This window comes from Acinetobacter sp. WU_MDCI_Abxb74 (assembly GCF_025513915.1).
Classification (GTDB): Bacteria; Pseudomonadota; Gammaproteobacteria; order Pseudomonadales; family Moraxellaceae; genus Acinetobacter; species Acinetobacter calcoaceticus_C.
This window is the reverse complement of record NZ_JAHPRP010000003.1, coordinates 179,124-197,806: the sequence shown is the minus strand read 5'-3', so window position 1 is coordinate 197,806 and position 18,683 is coordinate 179,124. Positions and strand designations below refer to the sequence as shown.

Here is an 18,683-nt window from a genome sequence, read left to right as displayed (position 1 = left end):
CATCGTTTTTTGGACTGCGTTTTTTATGCCTATTTACTACCACGAACTTATCTTTTCCTCAGGTATAATGCCCAAGCTGTTTTGAATGAATAGATAATATGAAAATTCGTATTCTGACCATTGGTCAAAAAATGCCTGCTTGGGTTCTCACTGGTTTTGAAGATTATTTCAAACGCATCCAACCTTTTGTGCAAACTCAAGTCATTGAACTTCCTATGGCCAAACGTGGTAAGAATGATTCAGAAGCAGATATTTTAAAATATTGCCAAATTGAAGGCGAAAGTATTCTAAATGCGTTAAAACCGAATGAAACTTTAATTGCTCTAGAAGTAGGTGGTCGAGAACTTAGTACAGAAAAGCTGGCTGACACCATGAAACAATGGATGCTTGAAGGCAATGATGTAGTACTCGCAATTGGTGGCCCAGATGGCCTGTCAGATCAAGTACGCAAAGCTGCTGCATGGCATTGGTCACTCTCAAAACTAACCATGCCTCACCCTTTGGTACGTGTATTATTAATTGAGCAACTTTATCGGGCGATGACTATTAATCATAATCACCCCTATCACCGTGCATAAAAACAACAACCGTTTCATTTTAGGAACAATCCGTTGAAATCAGGATACTTTTAACATGCTCTGATTTTGGCATAATGACTATTATTCTGCTTTTCAACTCAGGTGTAATGCAATGGAACTACAAACCCTTCCTGGACTGTTTATTTCACATGGTTCACCCATGCTTGCACTTGACCCAGAACAGGTAGGGCCTGCTCTACATCGTTTAGGTACAAATCTTCCCACACCAAAAGCAATCATTGTGATGTCTGCACATTGGGAGAGTAAAGCACTTGAAGTGTGTATTTCGACTCGTCCCGAAACATGGCATGACTTCCGCGGTTTTCCTAAAGAGCTATACGAAATTCGCTACAGCGCACCGGGGCAGCCAGAGCTCGCCGAAGAAATTTTAAAACTATTGGCAGATGCTCATTTTGTTGCACATGCGAATAGTACTCGTCCTCGTGACCATGGCGTATGGATGCCTCTATTACATATGTATCCTGACGCAGATATTCCTGTGGTCGAAATTTCTTTGCCAACAAATTTAAGCGCACAAGAAATTTATCGTATAGGACAGACTCTCGCGCCTTTACGCGACAAACAAATTTTACTCATTGGTTCAGGTAGCATTACCCATAATCTTGCAGAGTTATCTTGGCAAGGAGACAACTCTAAAGTTCCTGAATGGGCTTCAACTTTTAGAAATGCTGTCGTTAATAAACTTACACATCAAAATTATGATGGCGTACTCGAATGGCAGTCATTGCCTTATGTAAAACGTAATCACCCAACCCTTGAACATTTTGCACCTTTGTTTTTTGCTATGGGTACAGGTAATCGCTTTACGATTGTTCACAGCAGCTTCACAATGGGCTCACTAGGCATGGATATCTATCGTTTTGATTAATTATTAGCAAATACCCCGTTTTTCGGGGTATACCATTATTTTTGTTGAAAATTAGAATAACTTACAAACTTATACATTTTAAAAACCGAAACAATCAAATGTTTACATTTTCTTTTTTTAAGAATGTTTTAAGCTTACTGCTGTTGTTTTTTTACTTGAAGTTTTTAAATGAAAATTAAATATTTAATTCTTGCGTTATTACCTTTTTCTTTGATGGCGTGTCAAACAGTTACAAATACTCCAGCTCCGATTGTATCTGAGCAACAACAAAACCTTGCAACCACTTTAGGTGAATATGCTTGGACTTATCAAAATGTAAAAGCTTCTAAACCCCTTATTCTTAACTTTAATGCAAACGGTCAACTAAATATTAATACAGGTTGTAACGGTCAGGGTGGTACTTGGAAGGTTGAAGGTAACCAACTTGTTACCTCTAGTCTTGTTTCAACTATGATGGCTTGCCAAGATGACTTGATGAAGCAAGAGCAACTCTCTACTAGCCTCTTTAGTGAAGCAAAATTACCAATCGAAATTAGCAACAATAATGGTCAGGTGATTTTAAGCGTGACAGATAAAACTGGTCAAAAGCACATTTTCCAAGGTCAAAAAGCAGTTAATACTCAAGCTTTAACAGATTATTCTTGGTCTTATCAGCCTGAAAATACAAAAAAACCAATCGTTCTTAACTTTACCAATGACCGTTTATCTATCGCAACAGGTTGTAACCGCCAAGGAACAACTTGGAAAGTTGAAAACAATACGATTGTAACGGCTGACGTAATGTCAACTATGATGGCTTGTGAACCTGCTTTAATGAAACAGGAACAATTCTCTAGCAGCCTCTTCCAAAAACGTGCGATTCCATTTGAACTCAATACAACAAATGTTGATCAACCAACATTAACTGTTGTTGATGCGCAAGGTCAAAAATATACTTTCACAGGTAAAATGACACCTGAAGCAAAATATCAATCTGAAGGGAAAACTGTTTTCCTAGAAGTTGCTCCACAAACTAAATCATGTACTGGTGTAGCACCACAAACATGTATGCAAGTTCGTGAAATTAAATATGATGACAAAGGTGTTAAAACTTACGCTGACAAAAACTGGTCATTATATTATGGTCAAATTGAAGGTTTTGAACATAATCCAGACCAACGCGTAATTTTACGTGTAAAACGTTTTGAAGTGAAAAACCCAGCAGCAGACCAATCTAGCCTAGCAGATGTGTTGGATATGGTTGTAGAGCAAGAGTTAGTTAAAAAACCTAAAAAATAAGTTTTTAGACTAAAAAAATCCGATGCTTATGCATCGGATTTTTTATTTCTATTCTTAGAAAATACCTTGAGCAAGCATTGCATCAGCTACTTTTACAAAGCCTGCAATATTGGCACCATCAACATAGTTAACTGTACCGTCTTCTTTGGTACCGTATCTTACGCAATTGGCATGAATGTCTTTCATAATTGCATGTAGACGCTCATCGACCTCAGCATGTGTCCAGCTTAAACGAATTGCATTTTGAGACATTTCTAAACCAGACGTTGCTACACCACCCGCATTTGATGCTTTTCCTGGTGCATACAAAATTTTAGCTTCAATAAAGTGTTCAACAGCTTCAAGTGTAGATGGCATATTAGCACCTTCAGCGACACAAATTACGCCATTTGCAATAAGCGTTTTAGCATCTTCACCTGTTAATTCATTTTGCGTAGCACATGGTAAAGCAATATCAACAGGAATATGCCAAGGCGTTTTTCCTTCAAAATATTCAAAACCATGTTTAGAAGCAAACTCAGAAATACGGCCACGTTTAATGTTTTTAAGATTCATGACTTCAGTAAGCAATTCATCTGTAAAACCATTTTTTACATAAACTGTTCCGTTAGAGTCAGACAAAGTAACAACTTTTGCCCCTAAGAACATAGCCTTCTCTGCCGCATATTGCGCAACATTACCCGAACCAGAAACAGAGACTGTTTTGCCAACGAAAGACTGCCCACGTGCTTTTAGCATTTCTTCTGCAAAATAAACCGTACCATAGCCAGTTGCTTCTGGGCGCATTAAGCTACCACCAAATGAAATTCCCTTACCAGTAAAGACACAAGCGGTGTCATTACTTAGCTTTTTCATCATGCCTGCCATGTAACCGACTTCACGCGCACCGACGCCAATATCCCCTGCTGGAATATCAGTATTCGGTCCTAAATGACGGTATAGCTCAATCATTAATGCCTGACAGAATCGCATAATTTCAGCATCAGATTTACCTTTAGGATCGAAATCTGAACCACCTTTCCCCCCACCCATTGGTAAGGTTGTAAGTGAGTTTTTAAAAGTCTGCTCAAAACCTAAAAACTTTAAAATTGATAGATTGACCGATGGATGGAAACGCATTCCACCTTTGAATGGACCAATTGCTGAATTGTATTGAACACGGAAAGCTCTGTTAACTTGAGTCTGACCTTGATCATTCATCCATGAAACACGAAATTGAATAACTCGCTCTGGTTCAACAAGACGCTCTAACAATCCCTGCTCTGCATACTCTGGATTTTTTTCAATAAATGGCCACAAACTCGTCATAACTTCTTCGACAGCTTGCAAAAATTCAGGTTGATGCGGATCACGCGCTTGCACGTAATTCAGGAATTCATTCAGATTGTTGTATTTCAATGCACGGTCCTCAGCATAGTCATGAATTAAATTGGTGCAATACATTATTAAATGCATCATTTAGCAGCAAAATATTAAATCTCTTTCCATCAATTTTAACAATAGTTATTTTAAATTATTTTATTTAGCTTAATTATCAAAAACTTATTCTTAGGAAAACTACTCAAAGATAAGAAATAGTAATTTAACTCTTCACTTTTATTGATCTATTATTGTGCAATATTAGCTACATTTTAGGTCAATTAAAAACCCGATAAATTCGTTAAAATCCATTGACCTTACTTAGGTTTTTCTTCATTATCGCATCGTTTTAACCGAGCTATTTGCCCACTATGAATTCATCTATTTCTCTCATACGCGAGATTGATGCGTTATTACCACAAACACAATGTGGTCTATGTGGACATCGTGATGGATGTCTACCCTACGCAAAGTCGATTGCTGAAGGTGAAGAAGCAAATAAATGTGTTCCAGGTGGACAACCTGTTGCTGATGCACTCGCAAATCTACTCAATCGTCCTCTATTAACCGCTGAAACTAGCGTATGGCCTGTACAAACGGATGGTCGTCCACAGCGAATGAAAGCGATTATTCGTGAGGATGAATGTATTGGCTGCACCAAATGTATTAGTGCTTGCCCTGTAGATGCTATTATTGGCAGTGGTAAGCTCATGCATACCATTTTGACCGACTTATGCACGGGTTGTGAGTTATGCATTCCACCTTGTCCAGTAGACTGCATTGATCTGGTTGAAGACACACAAGCCTTACCCAATGAACAACAGCGTGCCGCAGAACAAAATGATTTAAGGCAACGCTACTACTCACATATTCAACGTGAAGAAAAGCGTCGCAGTCACCGTAAAGGGCCTGTGATACGTGCTGAAATTGATACTCAACTGTTTGCGCAGTTTTCTCAGGCACATGATGAACTACCTTCTATTGAACTCATCGAAAAACCCAAAGAAGCTGTGTTAACTGATGCGAAAACTACAATTGAGTTAGCCAAAATCCGCACCCAAATTAAGAAACTGGAAAAACAGCTCGATGTGCGTGAAGACGCAAAAAAACGTCTTCAACTCGAAGAACTACAACAGCAACTCATGCAATTACAGGAGGTCTGAATGGCTGTCAAAAATATGACGAAAAAGCAGATTCAAATTTTCTTTGAACGCCTTCGCGAACAACGGCCGTCTCCTCAAACCGAGTTAAAATACTCATCCTCTTTTGAGTTACTCATTGCAGTTATGTTGTCAGCTCAAGCCACCGACGTAAGTGTGAATAAGGCAACTGATAAACTTTACCCAGTGGCGAACACGGCTGAGAAAATCTATAACTTGGGCGTAGATGGCTTAAAGGAATATATTAAAACAATTGGTCTTTATAACGCTAAAGCCGAAAATGTCATTAAGACCTGTAAGATTTTAATGGAACAATTTAACGGTGAAGTTCCAAGCAACAGAAAAGACTTAGAGGCCTTGCCAGGTGTGGGGCGTAAAACCGCAAATGTTGTTTTAAATACAGCTTTCGGACAACCGACTATGGCCGTCGATACGCATATTTTTCGAGTTGGAAATCGAACTGGCTTAGCCGTAGGTAAAAATGTACTTGAAGTTGAGCACCGTCTAATTAAGGTCATTCCTAAAGAATTTATTTTAGATTCACATCACTGGCTCATATTACACGGCCGTTATTGTTGTATAGCTCGTAAACCTAAATGTTCTGAATGTGTGGTTGCTGATGTTTGTAATTGGCCTGACCGTTTTGAATTTGGCGCGCAAAAACAAATTGCCATTAAAAATATTGAAACTTAAAAGTATGGTTGGGTATGTTACCTATACCCAATCAATCTTACTTTAGACGCTTTTTCTGATTACGCTCTTCTTTCGCTTGTTTTTGTACCTGCCTAAGCATTTTATAGCTCTGATAACCCAAAAATATGACGAGTGCCAGACTTAGCAATACCACCAAAATCAATATGATTTTCATATTGTTCTCCTGCACTGAATGAAAGAAAAGAGCCCTCATAATGAGAGCTCCTTGTCACAAATAATATTTTAATTATTTGTCTAAAATGTTAAATAAATCTTTTTGCACATCTTCAATTGTACGTAAACCATCAAGCTTGTCATAAGTCGGGGCATTCTCACCAGATGCAGCACGGCTTTGATAGAAACCAACCAATTGTTCAGTCTCTGTATGATAAGACGCTAAACGTTTACGAATCGTTTCTTCTTGATCATCTGGACGTTGAACAAGGTCTTCACCAGTTTCATCATCTTTACCTTCCACTTTAGGTGGATTGTAAACTGTATGGTAAACACGGCCAGAAGCTGGATGCTGACGACGACCAGAAAGACGTTGTACGATTTCTTCATCAGGAACATCAATTTCAATCACGTGATCAATGCTAATCCCTTCTTTTTCCAAAGCTTCAGCTTGTGGAATAGTACGTGGGAAACCATCGAAAATGCAGCCATTTGCACAGTCAGGTTGAGCAATACGTTCTTTTACTAAACCGATAATAAGTTCATCTGAAACCAAACCACCAGATTCCATTACACTTTTAGCTTTTAGACCTAATTCAGTACCTTCACGAATTGCAGCACGGAGCATATCACCGGTTGAAATTTGTGGGACATTGTAGCGCTTACAGATCAACTGAGCCTGAGTCCCTTTGCCTGCCCCAGGTGGTCCGAGTAAGATAATGCGCATAAAAAACATCCTCATTTAAAACAATGAATGTGAAGCCTGGCAGAAAAAGTCTCGTTAATCTTCAATAGATTCTGCCCGACGTCGAATTATAAGAAAGCCACAAACAAATGTATTGTACCAGCAATAAATCCGGTTACCCCACCTAATACAATAAGAATCCACTCATCCTCCTGAAATGCAGGACGCAATAAATTCTGAAACTCTTTTGGTGTCAGTTCGCGAATACGCTCTTTAAACATTTGAAAAATCTTCTGTGCCCGGCTTGCGTTTAGTGCAGGGTCACATACGGGTCCCATCGTAATTTCAATTGAACGATCAATCAAGTCCGTCTTTAATCTTGCGTACTCTCTTGGCCCTAAAGAAAGCTGTAAAGATGTACGAACTAACGGTGTTTCCATAATTTCGTTAATATGACGCTTCACAATGCGGCGCGTCTTGTCTTTACGCGGCCCATACATCATTTCAGTCATAATTGATTTTAACGTAATCAGATCTTCAGTTACTACGCTTGAAAACACATCAGAAACTTCTTCTTGACGCTTCATAAAAGCACCTTGGACATTATAAGTCCCAATTCGAAGTACTGGTACAATCCAAGGGAACTTACGATCTTTTGTTAACCTAAAAATCTGTGGGTAACGAATATAATGTGGTTCAAGAGGGTTAAACACCATCCAGATTGCAATCCAGTTCGTTAAAAAACCCCAAATCGCAGCCCAAAACGGGACTGTCCAGTGCCAAGGTACGACAAACCAGACAATCATTTGGAAAATACCAAAGAACATTCCAATTAAAGCACTAATATGCCAAATAAAGTTGATTTCTTTTTGTCCAACCTTTAAGAACATGCGTACCATCAAACGGCGGTCACCTTCCATCTGAGTCACGACCATTTCACGCATATTAACCAGTGACTCGACGTTCATGGTCAGCTCAGTCACTAATTCTCTTAATACACCTGGTAATTGTTTATGTGCCTGAGCATAAATACGGCGTTTAATCGAATAAGGTAAGTTTTCCCAAAGCACAGCATTACGATCAATCATGACTTCATCAATCAGATGCTCAAGTTCAAACCCAACCTGCTCACCAATAATGCGTGCCATATCTTCAGGATCCATTGCTTCTAAAAATTCACGCAATGAACCTAATTTAGATAAAGTATTGTCGGTAATAATGCCCGAGATACGCCCGGCTTTACGTGGCACAATGCCTTGCCAACCGACTGGTAATGGACCTAAGTGGAAACCCCAAAATTTGATTGGGTAGAACACCATTTTTAAAGCCATCCATACGTGTGCCCATGTGACAAAGGCAGTAACTGGAATAATACTTAAAACGGCCCAAAAATCAGGTCTGTGTAAAAAGGTCTGCCACAATCCACTGACGTACTCTAACATGTAAGACTCTCGTATTTATTTGTGCTCTGCTTATGGCGAGTTAACGATAAACTGCTTTGTTTTATAAACCAAAACTTAGAGAATAAGAAAATTGAATTTGTGGTTTAGTATCTGCGGCAACATTCCCATTTTGGTCAGTCAACTTTTCCGCTGCACCAATACCCACACTAAAAGTACTAATTCTTTCTGAATTCAACAATACATATGCTAAATCGACACCAGCGCCTAAACGGGATTTATAATCTCCATCGACCTCTTTACTATCGAGATGCCCAGCATAAAAACCGATATAGTAACCATTTTTATCTGTGCCGGTAAGATAATAAGGATATCGAAACCCGACTTGGCCACCAGCAGTTTTGTCACCATTCAAAAAAGCGCCAACTTTTGCATAGGCAATACCATAAGGGTTTACCCATTCGCCGTTTAGATGTAATAGTTTTTGTGTAAAACCTGCGCCCACATTCCACGTAGATGCTGTATGTCCTGCTAATTTTGCTTCTGGAAGAAACGAATAGTCTTGAGCATGAGCCCAACTACTTACCGTCAAAACTGCAAGTAAGGGATAAATTTTTCTCATTATTTTCTCCATTTTCCCTAATCGTATTGTGAGAACAACCCTATTCTATTGAATGAGAGACTTTAACAGAATTATTTTGCTTCTTATATACAAGTATCTACAATTTTATTGTCTGCAAAGTCAAAACGTATCTTATTAAAAGGCAATGAAACTTTGAAAATTATGCAATATTTTAAGCGCTCTTGCGTTAGAATAAGCAGCTATTTTTCTACCCTATGTCATTAAGTCGATCCTTATGAAGCAGCACTTTCCTTTAAAAGATATCCAGCAAGAAAAGCGCATTTATCGAGGACGAATCTTTTTTGCCGTAGGTCTGGTTATCATTTGCTTATTAGTATTGATTAGCCGATACGCTTACCTACAAATTTTTCACTACGACGAATTCTCTACCGCATCTGACAAAAACCGAATTCGTTTGCAGCCACTTCCACCTGCTCGTGGTTATATCTATGACCGAAATGGTGTGTTACTTGCAGATAATTATCCTGTTTTTACAGCAACTTTAAGTAAAACAGATGTAGAAGATGCCGACCATGTTGTTGAGCAGCTACAGCCTATTTTAGATCTAACACAAGAAGATATTGATCGTTTCAAAAGTCGTATAAAAACTGCTCGAAAAACTGAACGTGTCGCAATTAAACTTAATCTAACCGAAGCCAATATTGCCAAGTTCAGTGAAGCTAAATATAAATTTCCCGGCGTAAGAATCGAAACACAAATGACCCGTTATTATCCGCATGGTGAGTTATTTGCTCATGTGATTGGTTATGTAGGGCGTATTAACGATAAAGAATTAAAAAGTATTGATAAAGATTTATATGCTGGAACCAACCTGATTGGAAAGATTGGCGTTGAAAAAAGCTATGAAGATTTGCTACACGGAACACCAGGTTATGAGTCTGTTGAAGCAGATGCCCACAGTAACATCTTGCGCCATTTAGGCCGTAAAGACCCTACGCGCGGGAATGACCTCTATTTATCTTTAGATTATGGTTTACAAGCAGTTGCGTCTCAACAGCTCGCAGGTCGTCGTGGTGCGATTGTCGCCATTGACCCTCGTACTGGCGAAATTTTGGCTTTAGTATCCAGTCCAAGTTTCAACCCTAATTTATTTGTGACTGGTATTAACCATAAAGATTATAGTTCTTTACGTGATAGTTTAGATCAACCGCTTTATAACCGTGCTGTACAAGGTGCATATCCACCCGGTTCTACCATTAAACCAATGGAAGCGATGGGGGGTTTACACTACGGTATTGTAAACTGGTCAACAGCAATTTCTGACCCAGGTTACTTCCATTTACCCGGAGATTCTCATAAATTCCGCGACTGGAAAAAATCTGGTCATGGCATCGTGAACATGCATAAAGCCATTATTATGTCATGTGATACCTATTTTTATATTCTTGCCCATCAAATGGGTATTGATCAAATGAACCAATGGATGCGTCAATTTGGGTTCGGTCAAAAAACAGGTGTTGATTTACCAAGTGAAAGTGAAGGTCTTTATCCAAATCCTGAATGGAAAATGCGTACTCGCAAAGCCAAATGGATGAAGGGTGAAACTATTTCTGTAAGTATTGGTCAAGGTGCGTTTACAGCTACCCCTTTACAACTTGCTATGGCGACTGCAATTACAGCCAATCATGGTTCTCATGTCACACCTCACGTTTTACGTTCAACTCATGGTGCAAAACCATTTACCGTTCGTAATGCGCCTGATGGCAAAATCAATTTCAACGGAACGGATGAAGACTGGATTCAAATGCGCGATGCCATGGTTGATGTAATTCAATCAGGTACTGGCCGAGGCATTCGTACACCTCTCTATCAAATTGCAGGAAAGACAGGAACTGCGCAGGTTAAAAGTATTGCACAGGGTAAACGTTACAATGAATCAGCCCTAAGCGAACGCCAACTTGACCATGGTTTATTCGTTGGCTTTGCACCAGCTGACAAACCAGAAATTGCGATTGCCGTGATTTGGGAAAATGGTCGTCATGGTGGTTCTGCAGCCCAACTTGCAAAACCTATTTTTGATTATTGGTTATTAACTCGTAAGAAAAATCCGATTCGACCAGCAAATCATCAAGTTAATGGCGGATTGATGACCGCAGGAATTAAGCCAGGTGAACTCTCAAACGGCGGGGAAAGCTCTAGCCCAGCACCAGCCACCTCAACCGCGCCTGCAGTATCAACACCACAAGCTACACCAGCTCGCTCTGCAACGAATGAGGTTGAGGATTAATGAAAAATCAATTACGTATTATTGGTGGCGAATGGAAAAGAAGAGTACTTCCATTTGCCAGCATTGATGGATTACGCCCAACGCCGGACCGTGTACGAGAGACTCTATTTAATTGGCTCATGTGGGATATTCAAAATACCCAAGTTCTTGATGTCTGCACAGGTTCAGGTGCTTTAGCTTTTGAAGCTCTGTCACGTGGTGCCGCTTCTGTTTATATGATTGAACCTGATAAAACTCAAGCACGTTTTTTAAAAGATAATATTCAATTATTAAAAGCTCAGAACTGTCATTTAATCAATGCAACTGCACAACAAGCTTTACCCCGCTTAAAAGAGCAATTTGATGTTGTCTTTTTAGATCCACCTTATAGTCTTAATTTATGGCAAGAGCTTGCCGAATTAGCAGACCCTCTCATTAAAACCAATGGTTATATTTATGTTGAAGCTGACCGTGATTTGTCCCAACTTCAACTTCCTACTACTTGGCAACAAGTCAAAACAACCAAAGCCGGTACAGTTCACTCAGGTCTTTATCAGAAAGTAGCTAAATAAAAAGGTAGCCTAAAGCTACCTTTTACCTATGAAGTTATAACTAACTCAATCCAATAACAGCAACAATTGCCGCACAAGCACCTACAATTTTTTTGCCATAGGGCACATATCGTGTAAGCACAGCACCCAATGCTAGTCCACCACAGTAAATTAAAGCCATAGCTGTGACCATACCTGCAACCAAAGCAATAATATGCCCTGCATGCGATAATTCGACGCCATGAGCCATACCATGAAAACTTGCAAGCAAAGCAGCGGCGATAGGTAAAACACGATTTGATTTTGTCCATAGCGCAATTGCTGTCACAACTAAAGAAGCAACAATCCCATATTCAGCAACATTTGCAGGTACTAAACCTTGAGCACCGATTAAAAAGCCTACAATTAGGGTAACACTCAAAGTAATGATACCCGCAATTTTCCATTGTTTAGCTGCTGACCAGAGTAAAACGCCAAAAGCTAAGGCCATGACTAAATGATCTAAACCAGTAAATGGATGAATAAAGCCTGCCATAAAACCCGAATGTGCATGGTCATGCCCCGGGTGTGCCATTGCAAGTGTAGGTAACAATGCAAGGAGCCCTATGCCCCATTTTTTAATGAAGTCCATAATCTCTCCTTAAGCTTTAAACAGCCCTTGTTTCTCAATAAATTGAATGATTTCTTCAAGACCATCTTGTGTTTTCATATTTGAAAATAAGAATGGTTTTTCTCCGCGCATGCGCTTTGCGTCTTGATCCATCACATCAAGGTTTGCACCGACCATTGGCGCAAGGTCAGTTTTATTAATAATCAGTAAATCTGACTTGGTAATGCCTGGGCCACCTTTACGAGGGATTTTTTCTCCACCCGCTACATCAATTACATATAGCGTTAAATCAGAAAGTTCCGGACTAAATGTAGCAGCCAAATTATCACCACCACTTTCAATAATAATGAGCTCCAAGCCTTCAAACTTTTCACATAAATCATCAATTGCAGCCAAATTAATTGAAGCATCTTCACGAATTGCAGTATGTGGACACCCACCTGTTTCGACACCAACAATACGATCTGGTGACATGGCCTCATGACGAGTTAAAAAATTGGAATCTTCTTTGGTATAAATATCATTCGTCACTACAGCCATATTGTATTTATTACGCAAAGCAAGGCATAAATTGAGCGTAAGTGCAGTTTTACCCGAACCTACCGGACCACCAATTCCGACCCTTAATGGACTACGTTCTGTCATGATTTTTATCCTTTTATTTCCTAAAATTAAGATCTAAATAACCGTGAATATTGTGTTTCATGTTGCATACTCAACATGGCGTAACGAGGTAAAGCACTACTCAATTGCTCATCTTTAAGTTTTAAGGCTTTCTCTATCGCCTGTGGTACCAAACCATGCAAATGCCATAAAATTCTTTGTCCAGCCATTTGCCCTAAAGGTACGGTTTTTACCGCAGCCAAAACCTGATTTTCTAGAACAGTAAAAGTGTAGGCTGTAAGCACATCAGCGTCTTTAAGCTCAAGTCGACCACAGAGCTGTGCATAGACAGGCACAAAACCAAACTGCTTTTTAACATCAACAGGTTTTTTTAAAACATCTCTAATCCACGCATTTAAAGAAAATGCCAACTGCTGAGACTCTGCCAAAAGCTCTTTACTTTCTCGGCTTGCTCTATATAAATTTGCCCAAACCAAAAATTGATCTTGATCATCATGATGCTGCATGAGACGTTTCAGTACTGGTAACTCAAACCGCACTAACAGCATTTCAAGCACTTCTTCGAAATAAGAAATTGCCGAAGCTTCATCGTGTATTAAGCCAATATCAATGGCTGTTTCTACACCTTGTGAATAACAATATGCTCCGACTGGTAATGCCGTAGAAGACAGTGTCAGTAACTGAAGTAATTGCGCTGCGTTATGAATGGACATGGTGCAAAGCTTTGATTGGGCTTAAGCGGTGGTCATGGCTATGCTGCGCATAAGCACCACTTTCAGGCTCAAATGGATGATCAGTTTCTGAAACTGTAAGCCCTAGCCCTTCTACCATTTCTGCAAGAACATGATCAGGTTCAAAATATAAAGCAGTAGGCGTCAGCATTAATGGCACATGTCTGTTACCGAGGTGATAGGCTGCTTTAAGCAAATCAAAATCGTTTGCAGCAATCACTTGCATTAAACGTTCAGGTTTAGCATCAACACGTAATATGTCGCCATCATTCGTCGCAATATATGAGCCACTCCGCAAAATGCCTGTACGCGGTAGATCAGCGCCCACATCTATGCCATTGGCTAAAGTCGCTCGAAATCGTGATTTTTGACGTGTATCAAAAGTGAGTTCAACCGTTTCAAATGTCTGATCAGGAGAAATGTGTTCAAGACGTTGGGTATAAATTTTCATGTAGCTTCTCTCTCCTTTATTTATTTTTTGCATTGCCATCTACATATAAGCGGATGGGAAATATCTTCATAAAATTAACTAAAACAAAAAATAACGCTGAGCCATTGGTAACACTTCAGCTGGTTCACAGGTTAATAGCTCTCCGTCTGCCCTCACTTCATAGGTTTCAGGATGAACCTGCATGACTGGACAATAAGTATTGTGTTTCATATCAGCTTTCGTAATTGCACGCGTATTTTTACAAGGGCTAATCAACTTTTTTAGATTTAGCTTTTCAGCAACTTTTTCATCAATCGCAGCTTGAGATAAAAAGGTAATACAAGTGTTATGCACACCACGCGGATAAGCGCCAAACATTGGACGGTAATGCACTGGTTGAGGTGTCGGAATTGAAGCGTTAATGTCGCCCATCGGTGCTGCTGCAATCATACCGCCTTTAATAATCATGGATGGTTTCACGCCAAAAAAGGCTGGCTTCCACAACACTAAATCAGCTAGTTTTCCAACTTCAATCGAGCCAATTTCATGACTTAAGCCATGCGTAATTGCTGGGTTAATTGTATATTTGGCAATGTAGCGTTTAACGCGATTGTTATCATGAAACTCGTTATCGCCCTCTAAAGGACCACGTTGAATTTTCATTTTATGAGCAGTTTGCCAAGTACGTAAAATCACTTCCCCCACGCGACCCATCGCCTGAGAGTCAGATGACATCATGGCAATTGCGCCTAAGTCTTGCAGAATATCTTCAGCTGCAATCGTTTCACGACGAATACGACTTTCTGCAAAAGCGATATCTTCAGCAATTGCTGGGTCTAAATGGTGGCATACCATGAGCATATCTAAATGTTCATCAATGGTATTAATCGTATAAGGTCGTGTTGGATTGGTCGAAGACGGTAAAACATTACTCTGTCCAATCGCTTTTAAAATGTCTGGCGCATGTCCACCACCCGCACCTTCAGTATGGTAGGTATGAATCGTGCGATTTTTAAATGCAGCTAAAGTCTCTTCCAAAAAACCGCTTTCATTTAAAGTATCTGTATGAATCGCCACCTGCACATCAAACTCATCCGCCACGCTTAAGCAGTTATCAATGGCTGCTGGTGTTGAACCCCAGTCCTCATGTAACTTGAGCCCAATCACTCCAGCTTTAATTTGCTCTCGAATTGGATCTGGTAAACTTAAATTACCTTTACCTAACAGACCAATATTCATAGGCAAATCGTCAATGGCCTGTAACATGGTAGCAATGTGCCAAGGTCCCGGAGTCACTGTCGTTGCAGAAGTTCCCGCCGCAGGTCCTGTGCCACCGCCAACCATTGTCGTTGTACCAGACATAAGCGCAGTTTCAACTTGTTGAGGACAAATCCAGTGAATGTGAGTATCAATACCACCTGCTGTTAAAATCTGCCCCTCACCCGCAATAACTTCTGTTGCTGCGCCTAAAGGAATCGTAATGTCGGGTTGAATATCAGGGTTTCCAGCTTTGCCTATTTTCCAGATTCGACCATTCTTTAAGCCCACATCAGCTTTAACAATTCCCCACCAATCCACAATTAAAGCATTGGTAATGACCGTGTCTGCGACTTGATCGGCCAAAAGTTGTGACTGCCCCATCCCATCACGGATGACTTTTCCGCCACCAAATTTAACTTCTTCACCGTATGTCGTTAAATCTTGCTCAACTTCAATAAAGAGCTCTGTATCAGCCAAGCGAATACGATCACCCACTGTTGGACCAAACATCTCAGCATATGCACGACGTGACATTTTCATAACTTAATACTCATCTCTTTCATTATCGTTGTTATGTCTAATCCAACTTACCCATGACTCGGCCTGCAAAGCCATATACTTCTCGCTTACCCGCTAAAGCAACAAGTTCAATTTCACGACTTTGTCCCGGTTCAAAACGTATCGCTGTACCTGCCGCAATATTTAACCGAAAGCCTTTCGCTGTTTCACGATCAAACTGTAGTGCATCATTCGCTTCATAAAAATGAAAATGTGAACCCACTTGAATAGGCCTGTCACCAATATTCGCAACCACCACTTTTAAGGTTTCCCGTCTAACATTGAGTTCAATATCTGTATCTGGAGTAATGATTTCGCCCGGAATCATATGCCTCTCCTTTTTATATTTATAAAATCGGTTGATGAACCGTGACTAACTTAGAACCATCAGGAAAGGTTGCTTCGACCTGAACTTCTGCAATCATTTCAGATACTCCGTCCATGACATCTTCGCGCTTTAATAAAGTTGTACCGTAATGCATTAAGTCACTGACCGTCATACCGTCCCGCGCACCTTCAAGTAAAGCTGCTGAAATAAAAGCAATAGCTTCCGGATAATTCAGTTTTAAACCCCGAGCTTTACGGCGCTCAGCGACGAGTCCTGCTGTAAAAATGAGTAACTTATCTTTTTCTGTTGGATTGAGTTCCATATCTCTTTCCTAAATAGCATTTATATTCTTTAAGCAAAATACGTGCTCAAAAATAGCTTACTTGTTTTAAATGCTTTTTAAATACGCAATTTAACGTAACTTAGGTTTTCCAAATTCTTGGAAACTCCTCTTCCAAATCAAGCCAGTAACGTCTTAATCTTGCTCGTATAGCTGCAAATGCGTCATGACAATTTCGGACATCATTTCCCAAAAAACGAGCAGAAACCACATCATCCAATAAAGTTAATGTGACAGGTGCTTGCATGCGCATCATCAATTCTCGAATGAGTTCTAACTGTTGTTCTAAATAAAATGATGAACGATATTTTTCGGGAGCGACTGCCCAAAAGCTTCCCATTACTGCTTGATTGTTCATACCTAAACATGAACTAAGCCAACGGTCTTCTCCTTCAAAACACAATGTATCTGCAACCAACAATTTGTGTTCTCGCCACAATTTAAACTGGTTGTGATAACTACCCTGAACAAAGCGCTCAGCACGTGCCTGCCGCCCAAGTACCAACATATCCCACCCAATAAAACTTGCAGCATGATCAAGATGAATATGAGTTTCTGAATGCGCTAAAGCACCATCAAACAGCATCGTTTCTTGTGGAACCCACTCTAAAATAGACTGATCTTTCACATGTAAATGGATATGCTGAAAAGCTTGCTTTCCATTGGTTTTGTACCATTTGCCCGCTCCAGGAGTAGTTACTACTGCATGAGCTTGATCTTTGGTTTCAATTTCAAAAGTAAGATGATCTCCTCCTGCAATTCCTGCGGGTGGATGAACAATAATGGCATGACACACACCTGTTCTTTCAGGCCAGAGCATTTTTTGCACCCTAACAGGGCCATGATGTTTTCGATGACTCATTATGGTGCGTGAATTTTCAAAACAAAAACCGAGCTCAAGTTGTGCATACCAAAATGGTGCTGAAGAATTTTTTGGAAATGGTTGTGCCTGATTCATTCTGGTTCATATGTTCAAAATAAGTGCTTAAACTTATAAGCAAAATACGCACCAAATATAAAAATAAGCCGACTGATAAAATTAGATACAATTTTTCGATTTTAATGAGCTAAAAAATCATCAATGTCTAACATAAAAGCACAGTAACTTATGGAATTGTTTATACAATAGCGCCCATCGTTGCTTCCATACTTGCTCTCCATGAAACTTTTTTTCGTGTTAACCCCACTTGTCTTTTTAACTGGGTGTATTTTTGGCCAATCTAGTGAAGTCAAACGTGCAGAAAAGCTCCTGCACAATTTCGAATGTAAAAATGTTGAGACGAGTCAACTTGCAACAAGCTCGATTAATTCTTATTACCAGCAATCTCTAGCAGTAAGCAAAGAAAAAGCAACTTCATACGTAGAGAGCTACAAAAATGGTGAAGAATTATTCGATATGCCACTGGATGAAGTTCTAAAACAACAATACCAACTTTATAAAGCAGCGTGCGATTCCTTAGGTGGAGTTTCTTCGCAACCGTAATTCATAAGGTATTCATTAAATCATTTTAGTGAATACCTCCTTCTTATTTTCGTTTTAATAATTATTCAAAATTTACTCACTTTACCTTTTGTTAAAATTAAATTACATACTTAAACTTTTATTAAGCTCTCATATTTCATAGCCTATTTATTGATTTTTTATTTATTTTCCGAGGTTTAGATCATCATGAAAAAAACATTATTATCAGTTGCACTTGTAAGTACCCTTCTTGTTGCTTGTAGCAAAAATGAAAATAAAGCCGACACGACAACACAAGCCTCTGCTCCGGCACAAACTACTGACGCCAACAACAATGCAGTAGATACCACACATACAGCTGAAAATTCACTAGATTGGGATGGTACATATAAAGGTACTCTTCCATGCGCAGACTGTGAAGGCATCAAAACTGAATTAGAACTGAAAGATGATAAAACCTACGAGCTAACCGAAACCTACATTGGTAAAGGTGACACAAACCCGTTTGAAACCCATGGTACATTTACTTTTGACAAAGATAATACTTCTGTCATTACCTTAGATGATAAATCACAAAACCGTAAATTCTTTATTGGCGAAAATACCGCAACTGCTTTAGATATGGAAGGTAAAAAAGTTGAAGGTTCTTTAGCTGAACACTATGTATTGAAAAAATAATTTTTTTAATGATAAAAAAACCCGCTCATCTGAGCGGGTTTTCTTT

22 protein-coding genes are annotated in these 18,683 nt (G+C 39.5%); 9 read left to right on the top strand and 13 right to left on the bottom strand.

The window, feature by feature from the left end; genetic code table 11:
- The first annotated feature begins 98 nt into the window (after positions 1 to 98).
- From rlmH to KTH84_RS08625, 3 genes are all read left to right on the top strand, one after another.
- Positions 99 to 578, top strand: a complete 480-nt coding sequence (gene rlmH / locus KTH84_RS08635; protein ID WP_003652981.1) for a 23S rRNA (pseudouridine(1915)-N(3))-methyltransferase RlmH — start codon at positions 99 to 101, stop codon at positions 576 to 578.
- A gap of 112 nt (positions 579 to 690) precedes the next feature.
- Positions 691 to 1,467, top strand: a complete 777-nt coding sequence (locus KTH84_RS08630; protein ID WP_262472870.1) for a DODA-type extradiol aromatic ring-opening family dioxygenase — start codon at positions 691 to 693, stop codon at positions 1,465 to 1,467.
- A gap of 168 nt (positions 1,468 to 1,635) precedes the next feature.
- Positions 1,636 to 2,745 (top strand): META and DUF4377 domain-containing protein, encoded by a 1,110-nt coding sequence (locus KTH84_RS08625; RefSeq protein WP_262472869.1) that lies wholly within the window; start codon positions 1,636 to 1,638, stop codon positions 2,743 to 2,745.
- A gap of 54 nt (positions 2,746 to 2,799) precedes the next feature.
- Here KTH84_RS08625 and gdhA read toward each other — a convergent pair whose 3' ends face one another.
- Positions 2,800 to 4,203: an NADP-specific glutamate dehydrogenase gene (gene gdhA, locus KTH84_RS08620; protein WP_262472868.1), complete on the bottom strand. Its 1,404-nt coding sequence runs from the start codon at positions 4,201 to 4,203 to the stop codon at positions 2,800 to 2,802.
- A gap of 272 nt (positions 4,204 to 4,475) precedes the next feature.
- On the opposite strand from gdhA, the gene KTH84_RS08615 reads away from it, so the two are divergent.
- On the top strand, positions 4,476 to 5,267 hold the full coding sequence (locus KTH84_RS08615) for an RnfABCDGE type electron transport complex subunit B (RefSeq protein WP_262472867.1): 792 nt from the start codon (positions 4,476 to 4,478) through the stop codon (positions 5,265 to 5,267).
- Positions 5,268 to 5,957, top strand: coding sequence for an endonuclease III (nth, locus tag KTH84_RS08610; protein WP_262472866.1), 690 nt, complete (start codon positions 5,268 to 5,270; stop codon positions 5,955 to 5,957).
- 37 nt (positions 5,958 to 5,994) lie between these two features.
- Here the strand turns inward: nth and KTH84_RS19060 are convergent, their stop codons facing one another.
- The 4 genes from KTH84_RS19060 to KTH84_RS08590 all read right to left on the bottom strand — a co-directional run bounded on the left by KTH84_RS19060 (position 5,995) and on the right by KTH84_RS08590 (position 8,838).
- The gene (locus KTH84_RS19060; protein WP_162234628.1) at positions 5,995 to 6,132 is read right to left on the bottom strand and encodes a hypothetical protein; all 138 of its coding nucleotides are present in this window, start codon (positions 6,130 to 6,132) and stop codon (positions 5,995 to 5,997) included.
- A 72-nt stretch (positions 6,133 to 6,204) separates the two neighbouring features.
- Positions 6,205 to 6,858: an adenylate kinase gene (adk, locus tag KTH84_RS08600; RefSeq protein WP_016138896.1), complete on the bottom strand. Its 654-nt coding sequence runs from the start codon at positions 6,856 to 6,858 to the stop codon at positions 6,205 to 6,207.
- Positions 6,859 to 6,944: 86 nt separating this feature from the next.
- The gene (locus KTH84_RS08595; RefSeq protein WP_133974805.1) at positions 6,945 to 8,258 is read right to left on the bottom strand and encodes a hypothetical protein; all 1,314 of its coding nucleotides are present in this window, start codon (positions 8,256 to 8,258) and stop codon (positions 6,945 to 6,947) included.
- 61 nt (positions 8,259 to 8,319) lie between these two features.
- Complete coding sequence (locus KTH84_RS08590; RefSeq protein WP_005042185.1) at positions 8,320 to 8,838, bottom strand: hypothetical protein; 519 nt, start codon at positions 8,836 to 8,838, stop codon at positions 8,320 to 8,322.
- Between the two features lie 235 nt (positions 8,839 to 9,073).
- On the opposite strand from KTH84_RS08590, the gene mrdA reads away from it, so the two are divergent.
- Together mrdA and rsmD are read left to right on the top strand one after the other, a co-directional pair.
- On the top strand, positions 9,074 to 11,086 hold the full coding sequence (gene mrdA / locus KTH84_RS08585; RefSeq protein ID WP_262472865.1) for a penicillin-binding protein 2: 2,013 nt from the start codon (positions 9,074 to 9,076) through the stop codon (positions 11,084 to 11,086).
- On the top strand, positions 11,086 to 11,637 hold the full coding sequence (gene rsmD / locus KTH84_RS08580) for a 16S rRNA (guanine(966)-N(2))-methyltransferase RsmD (RefSeq protein WP_042898243.1): 552 nt from the start codon (positions 11,086 to 11,088) through the stop codon (positions 11,635 to 11,637). Before mrdA ends, rsmD begins: the two co-directional genes overlap by 1 nt.
- Positions 11,638 to 11,677: 40 nt before the next feature.
- Here the strand turns inward: rsmD and KTH84_RS08575 are convergent, their stop codons facing one another.
- From KTH84_RS08575 to KTH84_RS08540, 8 genes are all read right to left on the bottom strand, one after another.
- Positions 11,678 to 12,247 carry a HupE/UreJ family protein gene (locus KTH84_RS08575; RefSeq protein ID WP_202742781.1) on the bottom strand — a complete coding sequence of 190 codons (570 nt, stop codon included), beginning with the start codon at positions 12,245 to 12,247 and terminating at the stop codon, positions 11,678 to 11,680.
- Positions 12,248 to 12,256: 9 nt separating this feature from the next.
- Complete coding sequence (gene ureG, locus KTH84_RS08570; RefSeq protein ID WP_133974813.1) at positions 12,257 to 12,871, bottom strand: urease accessory protein UreG; 615 nt, start codon at positions 12,869 to 12,871, stop codon at positions 12,257 to 12,259.
- A gap of 26 nt (positions 12,872 to 12,897) precedes the next feature.
- Entirely contained in the window at positions 12,898 to 13,563 is a 666-nt protein-coding gene (locus KTH84_RS08565) for an urease accessory protein UreF (protein ID WP_262472864.1), read from the bottom strand.
- Entirely contained in the window at positions 13,550 to 14,032 is a 483-nt protein-coding gene (ureE, locus tag KTH84_RS08560) for an urease accessory protein UreE (protein WP_042898240.1), read from the bottom strand. The genes KTH84_RS08565 and ureE overlap by 14 nt, the downstream gene beginning before the upstream one ends.
- Positions 14,033 to 14,110: 78 nt before the next feature.
- A complete protein-coding gene (gene ureC / locus KTH84_RS08555; RefSeq protein ID WP_202742777.1) occupies positions 14,111 to 15,811 on the bottom strand; it encodes an urease subunit alpha in 1,701 nt (566 codons plus the stop codon).
- 37 nt (positions 15,812 to 15,848) lie between these two features.
- Positions 15,849 to 16,157, bottom strand: coding sequence for an urease subunit beta (locus KTH84_RS08550; protein ID WP_262472863.1), 309 nt, complete (start codon positions 16,155 to 16,157; stop codon positions 15,849 to 15,851).
- 19 nt (positions 16,158 to 16,176) lie between these two features.
- Positions 16,177 to 16,479, bottom strand: a complete 303-nt coding sequence (gene ureA, locus KTH84_RS08545) for an urease subunit gamma (RefSeq protein WP_042898237.1) — start codon at positions 16,477 to 16,479, stop codon at positions 16,177 to 16,179.
- Positions 16,480 to 16,579: 100 nt separating this feature from the next.
- On the bottom strand, positions 16,580 to 17,455 hold the full coding sequence (locus KTH84_RS08540) for an urease accessory protein UreD (RefSeq protein ID WP_262472862.1): 876 nt from the start codon (positions 17,453 to 17,455) through the stop codon (positions 16,580 to 16,582).
- 201 nt (positions 17,456 to 17,656) lie between these two features.
- On the opposite strand from KTH84_RS08540, the gene KTH84_RS08535 reads away from it, so the two are divergent.
- Together KTH84_RS08535 and KTH84_RS08530 are read left to right on the top strand one after the other, a co-directional pair.
- Positions 17,657 to 17,980 carry a hypothetical protein gene (locus KTH84_RS08535; protein ID WP_075431296.1) on the top strand — a complete coding sequence of 108 codons (324 nt, stop codon included), beginning with the start codon at positions 17,657 to 17,659 and terminating at the stop codon, positions 17,978 to 17,980.
- A gap of 186 nt (positions 17,981 to 18,166) precedes the next feature.
- Positions 18,167 to 18,637, top strand: coding sequence for a copper resistance protein NlpE (locus KTH84_RS08530; RefSeq protein WP_202742775.1), 471 nt, complete (start codon positions 18,167 to 18,169; stop codon positions 18,635 to 18,637).
- The last annotated feature ends 46 nt before the right edge of the window (positions 18,638 to 18,683 follow it).